This window comes from Nocardia sp. N2S4-5 (genome assembly GCF_044628355.1).
GTDB classification, from domain to species: domain Bacteria; phylum Actinomycetota; class Actinomycetes; order Mycobacteriales; family Mycobacteriaceae; genus Nocardia; species Nocardia wallacei_B.
Map to the genome: position 1 here is coordinate 2,947,155 of NZ_JBIUPM010000001.1, position 14,233 is coordinate 2,961,387.

General features: G+C 69.3%; 15 protein-coding genes. 11 read left to right on the forward strand and 4 right to left on the reverse strand.

Features of this window, described 5'->3' with window-relative positions:
* Positions 1–211: 211 nt before the first annotated feature.
* The 4 genes from glp to ACFMRZ_RS13245 are packed head-to-tail and all read left to right on the forward strand — an operon-like array spanning position 212 to position 3,343.
* Positions 212–1,417, forward strand: a complete 1,206-nt coding sequence (gene glp, locus ACFMRZ_RS13230; protein ID WP_400179383.1) for a gephyrin-like molybdotransferase Glp — start codon at positions 212–214, stop codon at positions 1,415–1,417.
* Complete coding sequence (gene moaCB / locus ACFMRZ_RS13235) at positions 1,414–2,439, forward strand: bifunctional molybdenum cofactor biosynthesis protein MoaC/MoaB (RefSeq protein WP_400179384.1); 1,026 nt, start codon at positions 1,414–1,416, stop codon at positions 2,437–2,439. Before glp ends, moaCB begins: the two co-directional genes overlap by 4 nt.
* Complete coding sequence (locus ACFMRZ_RS13240) at positions 2,432–2,857, forward strand: molybdenum cofactor biosynthesis protein MoaE (RefSeq protein WP_400179385.1); 426 nt, start codon at positions 2,432–2,434, stop codon at positions 2,855–2,857. Before moaCB ends, ACFMRZ_RS13240 begins: the two co-directional genes overlap by 8 nt.
* Before the next feature lie 48 nt (positions 2,858–2,905).
* Positions 2,906–3,343 carry a Clp protease N-terminal domain-containing protein gene (locus tag ACFMRZ_RS13245; protein WP_280274185.1) on the forward strand — a complete coding sequence of 146 codons (438 nt, stop codon included), beginning with the start codon at positions 2,906–2,908 and terminating at the stop codon, positions 3,341–3,343.
* On the opposite strand, the gene ACFMRZ_RS13250 is transcribed toward ACFMRZ_RS13245, so the two are convergent.
* Entirely contained in the window at positions 3,344–3,778 is a 435-nt protein-coding gene (locus ACFMRZ_RS13250; RefSeq protein ID WP_400179386.1) for a MarR family winged helix-turn-helix transcriptional regulator, read from the reverse strand.
* A gap of 80 nt (positions 3,779–3,858) precedes the next feature.
* Here ACFMRZ_RS13250 and ACFMRZ_RS13255 point away from each other — a divergent pair, with 80 nt between their 5' ends.
* Together ACFMRZ_RS13255 and pucL are read left to right on the forward strand one after the other, a co-directional pair.
* Entirely contained in the window at positions 3,859–4,650 is a 792-nt protein-coding gene (locus tag ACFMRZ_RS13255) for an LLM class flavin-dependent oxidoreductase (RefSeq protein WP_400179387.1), read from the forward strand.
* Between the two features lie 92 nt (positions 4,651–4,742).
* Positions 4,743–5,663, forward strand: a complete 921-nt coding sequence (gene pucL / locus ACFMRZ_RS13260) for a factor-independent urate hydroxylase (RefSeq protein WP_400179388.1) — start codon at positions 4,743–4,745, stop codon at positions 5,661–5,663.
* A gap of 15 nt (positions 5,664–5,678) precedes the next feature.
* Here the strand turns inward: pucL and ACFMRZ_RS13265 are convergent, their stop codons facing one another.
* From ACFMRZ_RS13265 to ACFMRZ_RS13275, 3 genes are all read right to left on the reverse strand, one after another.
* A complete protein-coding gene (locus ACFMRZ_RS13265; protein WP_400182850.1) occupies positions 5,679–6,824 on the reverse strand; it encodes a CobW family GTP-binding protein in 1,146 nt (381 codons plus the stop codon).
* Positions 6,825–7,013: 189 nt separating this feature from the next.
* The gene (locus ACFMRZ_RS13270; protein WP_400179389.1) at positions 7,014–8,906 is read right to left on the reverse strand and encodes an N-acetylmuramoyl-L-alanine amidase; all 1,893 of its coding nucleotides are present in this window, start codon (positions 8,904–8,906) and stop codon (positions 7,014–7,016) included.
* A gap of 126 nt (positions 8,907–9,032) precedes the next feature.
* Entirely contained in the window at positions 9,033–9,512 is a 480-nt protein-coding gene (locus ACFMRZ_RS13275; protein WP_400179390.1) for a sigma-70 family RNA polymerase sigma factor, read from the reverse strand.
* Positions 9,513–9,816: 304 nt separating this feature from the next.
* On the opposite strand from ACFMRZ_RS13275, the gene ACFMRZ_RS13280 reads away from it, so the two are divergent.
* The 5 genes from ACFMRZ_RS13280 (at position 9,817) to ACFMRZ_RS13300 (ending at position 14,109) form a co-directional block, all read left to right on the forward strand.
* Positions 9,817–10,218: a hypothetical protein gene (locus tag ACFMRZ_RS13280; RefSeq protein ID WP_280275749.1), complete on the forward strand. Its 402-nt coding sequence runs from the start codon at positions 9,817–9,819 to the stop codon at positions 10,216–10,218.
* A gap of 188 nt (positions 10,219–10,406) precedes the next feature.
* Complete coding sequence (gene galT / locus ACFMRZ_RS13285) at positions 10,407–11,477, forward strand: galactose-1-phosphate uridylyltransferase (RefSeq protein WP_400182851.1); 1,071 nt, start codon at positions 10,407–10,409, stop codon at positions 11,475–11,477.
* Complete coding sequence (gene galK / locus ACFMRZ_RS13290) at positions 11,474–12,592, forward strand: galactokinase (protein ID WP_400179391.1); 1,119 nt, start codon at positions 11,474–11,476, stop codon at positions 12,590–12,592. The genes galT and galK overlap by 4 nt, the downstream gene beginning before the upstream one ends.
* A 497-nt stretch (positions 12,593–13,089) precedes the next feature.
* Positions 13,090–13,320, forward strand: a complete 231-nt coding sequence (locus ACFMRZ_RS13295; protein ID WP_280274055.1) for a DUF397 domain-containing protein — start codon at positions 13,090–13,092, stop codon at positions 13,318–13,320.
* Between the two features lie 39 nt (positions 13,321–13,359).
* Positions 13,360–14,109, forward strand: coding sequence for an SDR family oxidoreductase (locus ACFMRZ_RS13300; RefSeq protein ID WP_280274056.1), 750 nt, complete (start codon positions 13,360–13,362; stop codon positions 14,107–14,109).
* Positions 14,110–14,233: the final 124 nt, after the last annotated feature.

Genomic DNA, 14,233 nt, shown 5'->3' on the forward strand with positions numbered 1-14,233 from the left:
GTCCATTATGGCTGCCATATCCGTCTCACGCCCGCACGGTTGCCCGCGGTGAGCTTTCCGAACCCGGTCTTCCCAGGTCCGCGCTGGACGATCGCGGAACCCGGCGCGGTGGGTGCCGAAGATCGTTCGGAGGAACGTACGAACCGGCGGCCGAACCCGTCCCGACTAGGCTGGCGGCTGTGACCGAGCGATTCAGCACCAGGGTGGCCGCGTGACCGCCCGGCCCGCCACCACCTCCGTCCGGTCGGTCGAGGAGCATCGCGACCGCGTGGAGCAGTTGCTGCGCCCGCTCGCGGCCCGCGACGTCGAGGACGCCGGCACGGCCGAGGCGCTCGGTCGGCGGCTCGCCGAGGATGTGCGAGCGCCCGTGGACCTGCCGGTGTTCCGCAATTCCGGGATGGACGGCTACGCGGTCCGCGCCGAGTCGGTGGCGGTCACGCCCGTGACGCTGCCGCTGGCCGGGGTCGTCGCGGCCGGTCAACCGGGTCAGGCGCCGCTCCCCTCGGGCGCGGCGATGAAGGTGATGACCGGCGCCCCGATCCCGCCCGGCGCGGATTGCGTGGTGCCGGTGGAGGACACCCGCGCCGGCGACGGCTCGGTGACGATCGAACGTGGCCGCAACACAGGCGATTTCGTGCGCGAGGCCGGCACCGACGTGCGCGCCGGGGATCTGCTGGTGCCCGCCGGAACGTTGCTGGCGCCGCGGCACATCGCGGCACTGGCGGCGGTCGGGCTGACGACGCTGCCGGTGTTCCGGCCGGTCACCGCCGCGGTACTGACCACCGGCGACGAACTGATACCCGCGGGAGAACCGTTGCGGCCCGGGCAGATCTACAATTCCAACGGCATCGCGCTGGGTGCGGCGCTGGCCGCCAACGGCGTCGAGGTGGTGTCGGTCGAGCACAGCAGCGACGATCCCGGGGAATTCCGCCGCAAGCTGGGCGAGGCGACGCGGGCCGCGGATGTGGTGTTCACCTCGGGCGGGGTGTCCAAAGGCGATTTCGAGGTCGTCAAGGATGTATTGGCCGGTCTCGGTGGGGAATTCGGCTCGGTCGCGGTGCAACCCGGTGGGCCGCAGGGACTCTCGGTGGTGGAGGGGTCGCCGGTGCTGAGTTTTCCGGGCAATCCGGTGAGCACCATGGTGTCGTTCGAGGTGTTCGCCCGGGCCGTGTTGCGTGAGCTGGCCGGTCTGCCTCCGGTACCGAAACATGATGTCCTCCTGCGTGATTCGGTGCGTTCCCCCGCCGGGAGACGGCAGTTCCTGCGCGGCAAGCTGGAGCCGGACGGGGTGGCGCCGACCTCCGGGCCGGGATCGCATCTGATCGCGTCGATGGCGCAGGCCGATGTGCTGATCGAAATTCCCGCCGAGGTCACCGAGCTGGCGGCGGGCTCGACCGTGAAAGTCTGGGAGCTATGAGCGAGCAGTCCGATTCCGCGCTGTCGCATGTCGATTCCGAGGGACGCGCGCGGATGGTCGACGTGAGCGCCAAGCGCGACACCGCCCGCATCGCGGTCGCGGCGGGCGAGCTGCGCACCACCGCCGAGGTGGTGCGGCTGGTGCAGGCCGACGATATGCCGAAGGCCGACGTGCTGGCCACCGCGCGCATCGCCGGTATCGCGGGCGCCAAGAAGACCTCCGAACTGATTCCGCTGTGCCATCAGCTGGCGCTGTCGTCGGTGCATGTGCACTTCGGTTTCACCGCCGACGCGATCACCATCGAGGCGACCGCGAAAACCAAGGGCCCCACCGGAGTAGAGATGGAGGCGCTCACCGCCGTCGCCGTCGCCGGCCTGACCCTCCACGACATGGTGAAGGCGGTAGACCCAGCCGCAACACTTACCGACGTGCGGCTGCTGACGAAAGACGGTGGCAAGCGCGGACATTGGGAACGAGCGGACCGTCCGGCCCACAGTGACCACGACCCCCATCAGGTGGTAACACACGCTGCCACCTCCCCCGAAGGCGCACGGACGGCGGTGGTCGTGGTGGCTTCGACCGGGGTGGCGGCCGGGACTCGGGTCGACAAGACCGGGCCGGTGCTGACGGAATGGCTTGACAGCAAAGGGTTTTCGGTGCGCGGACCGCTGGTGTACGCGGACGCCGACATTGCCGCCGGGCTGGCGGACGCGCTGTCCGGCCGGCCAGGACTGGTGATCACGACCGGCGGCACCGGTGCCTCCCCCACCGACGCGACTCCCGAAGCGACGCTGGCCGTGCTGGACCGCCAACTGCCCGGCGTCGCGGAGGCGATTCGGCTGGCGGGCACCGCGACCTTCCCGCTGGCCGCGCTGAGTCGTGGCGTCGCCGGGCTCGCGGGGCGGTCGGTGATCGTCAACCTGCCCGGCTCCCCCGGCGGCGTGCGCGACGGCATCGGCGTACTGGAACCACTGCTGGATCATCTGTTGGCCCAGGTGGCCGGAGGAGGCAGTCATGACTGACCATGTTCGGCTCACCGCGATCAGCGACCGGCCGCTGGACCCGGCCGAGGTGGAGCGAGCGGTCACCGGCCCCGAACACGGCGCGGTCGTGGTATTCACCGGCATGGTGCGCAACCACGATGGCGGCCAAGCGGTTTCGGCGCTGGAATACTCCGCGCATCCGCAGGCCGAGACCTTCCTGCGCCGGGTCTGCGCCGATGTCGCCGCCACGGCCGGCCTGCCGGTCGCGGCCGTCCACCGGGTCGGATCGCTCACCATCGGGGATCTCGCCATCGCCGTCGCGGTGGCGGCCCCGCACCGCGCCGAGGCCTTCGCCACCTGCGCCGAATTGGTGGATCGGATCAAACACGAGGTGCCCATCTGGAAGCGCCAGCTGTTCGCCGACGGCATGTCCGAGTGGGTCGACGCCTGCGGCTGAATGTGAAAGTGCTTGTCCGGAATCCGCGCTCACCGCAATGATCAACGGATGACGCAGCCGGACGCAACCCTGACCCTCACCCCGCGGACGAACTGGGTGTTCGGTTACGCACAGGCCGTCGCGCGCGAACGCGGCCACGATTACATCGGTCCGGAGCATCTTCAGCTGGCCATTCTCGACAATCCGGACGCCGTACCGGTCCATGTGCTCGGCCGTCTCGGCGGAGAGGCGCGCGAGATCGCCGAGACTTTGCGGACGGCGATGCGGTCGGACGCCTACGAGCCCGCGGCCAGCCGCAACCGGATCGTCGGCGCGGCAGGTGATCTCGCCCGGCGCTTCGGCCACGACTACATCGGCGTCGAACATCTGCAACTGGCGCTGCTGCGCAACCGCGACTGCCTCGCGATCCGCGAACTGGCCGGAGCGGGCGTGTCCCTGGACGAGTTCGAGGAGGCGCTCACCGAGGCGATGCGCTCCGACTCCTGACTACTCCGCTCGCGTCAGGTTGCGCTGGATCGTCTGCAACGCGCGGATCAGAGTGGCGCGTTGGTCACCGTCCAGTCCGGTCAGGGCGCGTTCTATGACGCGCTCGCTCTCGGCCTCGATGGTGTGCTCGAGCCGTCGTCCGCGCTCGGTCAGGTGCAGCCGGACGAGACGGCGGTCGGACTCGTGCGCCGCGCGCCGGAGCAGGCCCGCCGCCTCCATGCGCGTGGTGGCGCGGGTGACGGTCGGCGTGGACAATTCCAGTCGCTTGGCCACCTCGCCCGGCGTCAGCCCGTCCTCCGCCCACAAGCAACGCAGGATGAACTGCTGCCCCTCGTAGACGCCGTGGTCGGCGTAGGCGGCGCCCGAGGCCACCATGAGGGCATGCTTGGCCGACCAGAACGCGGTCTGGAACTCGGCGGCGGTGTGGTCGGTCATGATTCGTTCAGCGTAAAGGCATTGATTTCGTTAGCCGGACAACGGTATTATCGTTGCTCAGCTAACGAGTTAGGAGTGCGATGAAACTCGGTATCTCCCTTGCCGATTTCTCCTGGGACATCCCCGTCGACGGCCTCGGCGCCACCGTGGCCGACCTCGCGCAGCAGGCCGACGAAGCCGGGTTCGACAAGCTCGGCACCCTGGTCACCTCGGTGGCGTACCGGCATCCCGGGGTCCTGATCAAGTCGATGACCGCGCTGGATGTGCTCAGTGGCGGCCGCACGTATTTCGGCGTCGGCGCGGGCGCGCCCTTCGATCCCGAACCGATGGGGCCGCGGACCGTGTTCGAGGGCGAGGGCCTGGGCATTCCCTTCCCGCCGCTGGCCGAGCGCTTCGAGCGGCTCGAGGAGGTGCTGCAACTCGCGCACCGGATGTGGCAGGGCGACGAAACCCCGTTCCACGGCAGGCATTACGACCTGCCGCGGCCTCTGAACTCGCCGAACTCCGTGCAGCGACCGCATCCGCCGATCCTGGTCGCGGGCAGCGGGGAGCGGAAGACCCTGCGATTGGTCGCCCGGTACGCCGACGCCTGCAATCTGTTCGACCTTCCGGGAACGGGCTACGCGGACAACGTCTCTCACAAGCTCGACGTGCTGCGCGGCCACTGCGCCGCGGCCGGTCGCGACTACGACGACATCGAAAAGACCATCGCCTCGCATTACGACTTCGCCGACCACCGGACGTTCCTCGACCACATGCGGGACTTGGCCGGGCTCGGCATCGATCACGTCCAGCTCGCTCCGCCGGGTCCGTGGGACGAGAAGCGGCTGGCCGACCTCGCCACGCTGCTTCCGGAGATCCGCGCGATGTAGCGGCCCGTCGGCGCGGCGCGGGGACGGCTGCGATGGTGCACTGTGAGGCAGACGATCGCCGACCGGGTGGCCCGCACGACACAGGAGTGACCATGACCGATCTGACCGGCAGGATAGTCCTCGGCCCCAATCAGTACGGCAAGGCCGAAAACCGCGTGGTGCGCATCTGCCGCGACACCGCCCGGCACGAGATCCGCGACCTGAACGTGTCCTCGTGCCTGCGCGGCGCGTTCGAGCCCGCGCACATCGCGGGCGATCAGGGCACGGTGCTGCCCACCGACTCTCAGAAGCAGACCATCTACGCGTACGCGAAAACCCATGGGGCGGGCAGTATCGAGGACTACGGCCTGGCGCTGGCGCGGCATTTCGTCGACGACATCGCGCCCGTCGAGTCGGCGCGCCTCGAGATCGAGGAGTACGCCTGGGAACGCGCGCACGCCGGCGGCGGGCCGCACGACCACGCCTGGACGCGGCGCGGGCCCGAGGTGCGCACGGCGGCGATCACGGTGCAGGGCAAGGGTTCCCGGCGACGTGAGTGGGTGATCGGCGGTATCAAGGACCTCGTGCTGCTCAAGTCGACGGGGTCGGAATTCGCGGGCTTCTACACCGACGAGTTCACGGTGCTGGAGCCGACGCGCGACCGGATGATGGCTACCAACCTGGTGGCGCGGTGGCGATTCGCCGCGACACCGGCGGAGTGGGACGCCACCTATGCCGGGATCAAGGCCGTGCTCATCGAGCGGTTCGCGCTGCTCCAGTCGAAGGCACTGCAGCAGACGCTGTTCGACATGGGCGATGCGGCGCTGCGGGCCTATCCGTGCCTGGCCGAGATCCGGCTGTCGGCGCCGAACAGGCACCACTTCTCCTACGACCTGGGGCAATTCGGCATCGAGAACGCCAATGAGGTGTTCCACGCCGACGACCGACCCTACGGGCTCATCCAGGCGACGGTGCAGCGCGAGGACGCTCCGGACGCGGGGATCGCGTGGGATGTGTTCACCGGGGCGATGTGATCGGCGCGCGGACGGCTATTCGGGATCGTCCGCCAGACCGAAATCGGCTGTGGTCCAGACATCTTCGGGATCGCTCGGTTCCACGGCGTCGAGGTCGCGGGGGACGTAACGCCAGACCGGGAGCATGGCCTGGTCGTCGAGTGGTTCCGGGGCGGCGTGGACCGTGTCGCGCAGGCGGGCGGTGGCGGCATCGGTGTCCATGCCGGAACCTATGAGTACCAAACGGGTTTCGCGGTTCTCGCCGCGTTCCCAGGTGGCGGGTTCGAATACCACGTGCCGGCCCACGACGTGCAGCACGAACTTACGGCGTTCGCCCCGGACCCCGAACGCGGTGCAGCCCTTGGCCCGGAACAGGCCCGGTGGCGGGTCTTCGAGAAAGCCGACCAAGCGGCGCGGATCAAGATCGTTTGCGGTGGTGAAGGATACGCTGTCGTAGTCGTCGTGCAGATGGTGGTGACCGGGGGCTTCGTGGTCATGGTCTTCGGCCAGTAGCTCATCGAAGCTGAGCTGTTCGGCCACCGGTGCCGCCCCCGAACGCGGCGGGTCGAACAGCAACCGCGGGTCGATGCGGCCACGGGTGGTGGCGTACACCGGCACCGTGCCCACCAACCCGGTGATGTCCCGCCGCAGCCGGGCCAGACGCTCGCCGGGTACTCGATCGGCCTTGTTCAGCACCACGAGGTCGGCCAGCCGCAGGTGCGTCGCCAGTTCGGGGTGGCGGTCCCGGCTGTCGCCGAAATGCTCGGCGTCGACCACTTCGACCAGACCGCCGTAGCGGATGCGCGGATTGTCGCTGCCGACCACCATGCGAATCAGATTGCGCGGCTCGGCCAGACCGCTGGCCTCCACCACGATCACATCGATGCGATTGCGCGGCTCTGCCAGCCGCGCGAACAGCCCGTCGAGTTCGGTGACATCGACCGCGCAGCACACACACCCATTGCCGAGCGACACCATGGCATCGACCTGCCCCGCCACCAGCATGGCATCGATATTGACGGCCCCGAAGTCGTTGACCACCACACCGATCCGCGCCTCCCGCTGCCGCAGCAAATGATTGAGCAGCGTGGTCTTCCCGGCCCCCAGGTATCCGGCCACGACCAGCACCGGAATGCGCCGATCCGCCAACCCCAGCTCATCCTCCGCACGCACCCCGGCAATGTTAGCCGCGCCCGGCGAGCGCTTGCCGTCACGGCACGACCGGGCCGATCTGCCGATGATCGCGGTGCCGCGCCACGCGTGGCGACGCGGCGTCACGCAGGTTCGGCGGTAACCGGGGAACCGCCGTCTGCGCACGAATACGCCGCGCGCCCCGCCGGATCGGCGAGGCGCGCGGGTCTGGTGAGACGGTTACCGAGCGGCAGGGCCACTGTGGGCGCCCGGAGCGCTCTGCGTTCCCGGAGTGGTTCCGGTGCCCTGACTTTCCGAGCTGCCCGGTCCAAGCAGGGTGGCGGCCAGGGTATACGCCAGGTTGATCAGCTCGGAGTTGACCGCGGCGTCATCCATACCCAGCGACTTCGCCAAGGGAAGGAGGAGCTGCATGGCGGTCGTGACCAGTGAGCTGGCGGCAGAGTCCGGAGTTGCGCCCGGCTGCACGGCGGTGGACGGGTCGGATCCCTGCGCGGTGCCCGGAGAAGCTTGCGGTGCTTTTCCGGAGTTCCCGGGCGTAGCCGTGCCCGGTGCTCCGGGAGCGTAGGCGTCGGGCGAGGTACGCGCGTTCGGCGTGGTGTACGCATTGGGCGAACCCGGACCCGGCGCGTCCGGCGTCCCCGGGGTGTAGCTACCAGGCACGTTCTGCGCGTACGCATTCGGAAGCCCAGCCCCAGATGCCGCCCCACCACTTCCCTGCGCGGGCACCCCAGGCGCCCCCTTTCCCGCCTCAGGCCCAGCCTGCGCAGACGCACCCGGCGCAACCTGCCCCGTTCCCTGAGTAGAAGGCCCGGCCGCACCCTCAGCCGCGACACCCGGCGCAGATTGACCCGCACCCGGCACCGACCGCGCAGCCGCACCCTCAGCCCCGATACCCGGCGCGGACTGATTCACGCCTGGCACCGACGTACCCGTAGCCCCGACGCCCGGCGCAGGTTGATCTGCTCCCGGTGCGGGCTGGGCCGCAGCGCCCGGCGGGGTTTGTGCGGATGCGCCCGGGGGCGTGGCTGCGGAGGGCGATTGCTCCGTTCCCGGTGCGGGCGCGCCTGGCGCGGTTTGATCCGTCGGTGCGAGTCCGTTGGGCGCGGATTGCGCCGCCCCGTTCCCGGCCGTTCCGGCGGAGCCGGGTGCGGTCTGGCTGGTACCCGGCGTTTCATTGGCAGGCGCGGTCGTCGATGAACGGCCGGGCGCATTGCCCTGCAATGCGTCGGCGGGGGCGCTGTTCGGTAGCGAATTCTCCTGGCCCGGTGGGGTATTCGCCGACGCGCGGCCCTCGGCGGAACCGGACGGCAGCGGCGGGCCGCCGAAGCCGAGCAGGTAGCCGGTCAGGCCGGTGGCGATGGCGACGGCGTGCTGGAGTTGTCCTTCGCGGGACTCCAGTTGGGCGGCGTCCTCCGGGTTGGCGCCGTTGCCCATTTCCAGGAAGACGTCCGGGACCCTGGTCAGCGCGGGCCCGGCGATGTCGGCGCGGGTTTGCAGACCGTCGACCGCGCCGCCGTAGGTCGCGGTGGGGAAACCGGCTTGCAGGTAGGCGTCGCGCACGACCTTGGTCGCGGCCAGCCCGGCGCCCGACTGCACCTGGTGAGCCGTGGGGTCCGGGATCGGCAGTTGCGGCACGATCAGGTGGAAGCCGCGTTCGGAGGCGGGCGCGCCGTCGGCGTGGATGCTGATCGCGACGTCCGCGCCGGAGTCGTTCGCCGCGGCGGCGCGCTCATCGATGCACCTGCCCCAGCCGCTGTCGTCGGCGCGGCTGAGCACGACCTTGGCGCCCATCGCCTCCAGCGACTGCTTCACCAGCTGCGACACGTTCCAGGTGATGGTGTGCTCGGGCACGCCGTTCACCGTGGTCATGCCGGTCGTCTGGCATTCCTTGGTGCCGCCGCGGCCGTCGCCGACCGGGCGGCTGATGTCCTGATTGTGGTCGGAGCCCTGGTGACCCGGGTCGAGGAACACCGTTTTGCCGGCGAGCTTCGTCGACATGTCCGGATCGGTGGGGGCGGCGACTGCGACTGCCGGAAGCATCCCGGCGGATGGAACGAGGGCCGCGGCCGTGACGGCGAGGCAGAGACCGGCCTTGACGATGCTTGGCTTCATGTGCGGACGGCGCACCCAGTAGCGGGGCGCCCCTCCCTTCCCACTAGTAACACCAAACCCAGTGGTTCACTCTGGCAACACCGGTCTCACCACGCAAGCACAGTTACCGAACCGTTACTGCTGCAATCAGGCGCTGCGAGGGAGCTGACGCAGTGATCTTAGTGCGTAATGCACCCGCGTCTTGACCGTCCCGACCGGCACGCCGAGGTCCTCAGCAACATCTCGGTAAGCACGATCGTGCAGAATCACCTGCACCACGGCGTGTCGCTGAGGATCGGGCAGCCGGGCCAGCAGTTCGGAAACGAGCAGCCCGTCTGCCAGCGTGTCGGCGAAGTCCGGGCGGGCACCGCGCCGGTCGGCGGCCTCGGCGAAGTCGTCCCAGCTCGCCTCCGCCGGCCGCACGGCGCGCATCCGCGCGAGGTCGGTGAGCACGTTGCGCTCGATCGACAGCAGCCAGGTGCGCACGCTGCTCTTGTCGGGGTTGTAGGTCGCGCAGCCGCGCCACGCCCGCAGCAGCGTGTCCTGCACCGCGTGCTCGGCCAGACCGGTATCACCCAGCCTCCGCATCGCCCGCCAATGCAATAACCCCTGGTCGGAGGCGAGCACTGCGGCCAGCCCGGCCCGGGTACACAGTCGTGCGCACCGCGGACCGCAGGCGATGTCACTGTCGGGGGAAACAGACCGGAGACCACTCATGCTTGGATATCGCGAGAAGCGCGCGGAAGGCATCGCTGCGCGCACATCAATTTTCGGGAATCCGCCCGACGACTGTGGCGCGCCACCAAATTTCATCATTTCGGCCAATCGGTCTCGCGAACTCTGATAGACCGGACCCCCGGAAGTCACGGGGAACTTCCGCGGGTTGTCCGGACCGATCGGTAGCCCGCACATGAAGTCGAGGAGGAACGCCGTGCGTGGACGCACGTTTGTGATCGCGGGAGCCGTGGCCTCCGCGGTGACCGTGCTCGGATCCGGAACCGCCGCCGCCGACCCGGCGACGAACGTCCCCGGTGACGGGCTGTACCGGGTGGGTGTCGACATCCAGCCCGGCATCTATCAGGCGCCCGGAACGACCGATCCGGTGCACGCCTGCTACTGGCAGCGCTTGCGCAAGGTGCCGGATGCGGCCGACCCCGATCCGAACCAGTTCATCATCGCCAGCGACCTGACCCGGACCAACCCGGTCCGGGTGCTGATCAAGCCGGGCGACGTCGCCTTCCAGACCACCAACTGCGGTCCCTGGGTAATGGTGCCCGCACCGCCGCCCACCGGTTCGTACGGTCCGGGCGGCCTGTTCGGCAGCGAATTCTGACCCATCGCGGCACCGCGACTCGCGGTGCCGCGGTGTCCGCCACACCCGATGTGAGCGCTCACAATTGTCCGGTGTAGTGTCCGGCTGAGTCTGTCGAGCACCCCCTCGGAGGTTGTCATGGCATCGCCGCCACCCGACCGCACATCCGCCCCGGCCCCGGTGCCGCGGTGATCACCACCCGTCGCAAGCTGGCCGACGGCAGGGAGATCCTGTACTTCGACGCCGACCCGGGGGTACCGCGCACCGCGACCGACACCCGCGACCTGCCGCAGACCCACACCCATTCCCAGCGCCGCTTCGATCCGCTGCTGGGCGAGTGGGTGGTGATCGCCTCGCACCGGCAGACCCGCACCTTCCTGCCGCCGGCCGATCTGTGCCCGCTGTGCCCGTCGACTCCGCATCGAGCCACCGAGATCCCCGAATCCGACTACCAGGTAGCGGTTTTCGAGAATCGTTTCCCTTCGCTGTCGACCGAGCACGCGGAACTTCCCGGCAGCGTGGCCGGTTCGCCGCTGACGCCCCTGCGCGACGGCTTCGGCCGTTGTGAAGTGGTGTGCTTCACCAGCATTCACGATTCCTCGTTCGCGGAGCTGGACCCGGAGCGGGCCCGGCTGGTGCTGGACGTGTGGGCGCACCGCAGCGCCGAACTCGGCGAACTCGGCGGCATCGGCCAGGTGTTCTGCTTCGAGAACCACGGCGAGGAGATCGGGGTGACGCTGTCGCACCCGCACGGGCAGATCTACGCCTATCCGTTCGTCACCCCGCGCGTGGCCAAGATCGCCGAGAACGTGGCGCGATACCGGAAGTCCCACGACGCCAACCTGTTCGGCGATCTGCTCGCCGCGGAGCGGGCGGCCGAAGTCCGGGTGGTGGCCGCCAACGAGGAGTGGACCGCCTTCGTCCCGCCGTTCGCGCGCTGGCCGTACGAGGTGCAGTTGTACCCACATCGGCGCGTCGCCGACCTGCCCGACCTCGACGACGCACAGCGCGACGGTTTCGCGACGCTGTATCTGGACGTGCTGCGCCGCTTCGCCCACCGCTTCGACACCCCCATGCCCTACATCGCCGCGTGGAATCAGGCGCCGACTCCGAAATCCGATGTGCCACGCGATGATTGGTGGTTGCACCTGCAACTCTTCTCGATCCGCCGGGCGGCCGGGAAATTGAAATACCTGGCCGGTTCGGAGTCCGGCATGAGCGTGTTCATCAGCGACACCACGCCGGAGACGGTGGCGGCCGAACTGCGGGAGGTGCGATGAGCGCGGTCGAAACGCCGGTGCGGCAAGGGGTCTGGGCCGCGCCGGGCCGGGTCAACATCATCGGCGAGCACACCGACTACAACGACGGCTACGCCCTGCCGATCGCACTGCCGCAGACGGTCACCTGCGCGGCCCGCGCCACCGGCGACGGCCGGGTCCGGGTGTCCTCGCGCCAGCATCCCGGCGACACGGTGGACGAGCCGATCGCGGAACTCGAACGGTCGCGGGTGGACGGGTGGGTCCGCTACCCGCTCGGCGTGGTGCACGAGTACGTCCGGCGCGGGCACGCCATCCCGGGCGTGGAATTGGCACTGGACGGCGCGGTCCCCGTCGGCGCCGGACTGTCGTCCTCGGCGGCGGTGGAGTGCTCGGTGGCGATCGCGCTGCGCGACCTGTTCGCGCTTGCGATGACCGACGCCGATCTCATCGATATCGGCCGGGCCGCGGAGAATTCCTACGTCGGCGCGGCCACCGGCACGCTGGATCAGTCCGCGTCGGTGCTGTGCACCGCCGGGCACGCACTGTTCCTCGACTTCGGCAAGGGCGAGCACGCACAGGTCCCGTTCGACCTGGCCGCCGCCGGGCTCGCGTTGCTGGTGGTCGACACGAACACGCCGCACCAGCTCGCCGACGGCGGTTACGGGCAGCGCCGGACCGAATGCGAGCAGGCCGCCACGGCGCTCGGCGTGCGCAGCCTGCGTGACGTCGCGGAGATCGGCGAGGTCGACCGGCTCACCGATCCGGTGCTGCGCCGCCGGGCCCGCCACATCGTCTCCGAGAACGCCCGGGTCCTGGCGGTGGTCGAGGCGCTTCGCGGCGGGGGCGATCCGCGCGCGATCGGGCCCATCCTCGACGCCGGGCACGCCTCGCTGCGCGACGACTTCGAGATCTCCACACCCCAGTTGGACGCCGCGGCCGAGTCAGCGCGGGCGGCGGGAGCCTACGGAGCGCGGATGGTCGGCGGTGGTTTCGGCGGCAGCATCATCGCCCTGACAGCGGCCGACCGCACCGAGCAGACCGCCGGAGCCATCGAACAGCGATTCCGCGGCGACGGGTTCGCCGAACCGCGCACCTTTGTCGCGGTGCCTTCCGCGGGCGCTCATCGCGTGTCCTGACGAAACGAATTCGCATCGTTTTCCGAAATCGATCGCACCCTTTTTGTATCGCGACAAGCGAATTATCTTGCGAATCCAGCGAATTCACGGCATCGGCGTGCACGATCAGCTGCAACCACAGCTGCATGTACATCCGCGTTCGCAAGACGGTCGCGCACAGCCCACAAGATGGCCTGTGAGCAGCATCTACGCAGCTACGATGACGCGAACCCGGGCGTCGGCGGCTCGATAATGCCCGAATGACGGGGTTGAACTCCGGCAAATACCCCTGAATACACCCCTACCTGCCCCGTAGCGAATCTGCGAATCCGGCGAATGCACTACAGCAATCGCAACATGGAAAGTACCGTAGTGACGGGATTAGCGCGGCTGCCAATGGTTACCCATCCCAGGGCGCAGCCGGGCACGGGGGATCGAGGCCGCCACAACCTGATTTCCGGCCTCCGCCGCATGGCAATGTCGCCGAACCCATCGAAACCCATGTCTTGGAGGAAGTCATGACCAGATCGGACGCCGCCCTTATCGCCGGGCTCCCGGCCAGCAGCTGGCGCAAGTCGAGTTTCAGTGGACCGGACGGCAACTGTGTCGAATGCGCCGCACTACCCGACACCACGGTGGCCGTGCGCAACAGCAACCACCCTGAGGACGGAGCCCTCGTCTTCACCCGCGCCGAACTCGCCGCCTGGATTCGCGGCTGCGGCGCAGGGGAATTCGACGATCTCATGTGACCGCGGGCCTGCCGTGCGGTGATCCCATAGGGTTGGCGCATGACCAGGCGCAAGATTCTCATCACGGGCGCGAGTTCGGGACTCGGCGCGGGCATGGCTCGCGAATTCGCACGACGAGGGCGAGATCTCGCACTCTGCGCGCGCCGAGTCGACAATCTCGAGCAGTTGCGCACCGAATTGTCGGCCGCGCACCCCGGCATCACCGTCGCGGTGCGCGGGCTCGACGTCAACGATCACGCAGCCGTGCCCACGGTGTTCGCCGAACTGCGCGACGAACTGGGCGGGCTGGATCGGGTGATCGTCAATGCCGGTCTGGGCAAGGGCGCGCCCGTCGGCACCGGCCGCGCGGACGCCAATATCGCGACCGTGGCCACCAATCTCGTCGGCGCGCTGGCTCAGGCCGAAGCCGCGTTGCAGATCTTCCGGGCGCAGGAGTCGGGACATCTGGTGCTCATCTCCTCGATGAGCGCGGTGCGCGGATTCCCCGGCAAGAAGGCCGCCTACTCGGCGAGCAAGGCGGGCCTGTCGGCCCTCGGCGACGCGCTGACGACCGAATTCCGCGGCAGTCCGATCGCCGTGACGACCGTGCAGCCCGGCTTCATCGCCACCGAGATGGTCGCACGAGCCGGTGACAACAAGCTCGCGGTGCCGCTGGACCAGGGTGTCGCCGCGATGGTCGCCGCCATCGAACGCGAGGCCGTACGCGCCTGCGTCCCGCAATGGCCTTGGCGCGCACTGAATCTCGTACTGCCCCGGCTTCCCCGCGCCATCGTGGCCCGCATGGGCTGAACGCGCACCGATCGCTCTGGTGGTCCGGGCGCGGGCGCATCGGGTGCCGCGCGTGCGTCCCGCCGTCGCCGCGGCATAGCGGTGGCCATTACCCCGTGGGTAATCGACGCGCCGGTGGCCGTCC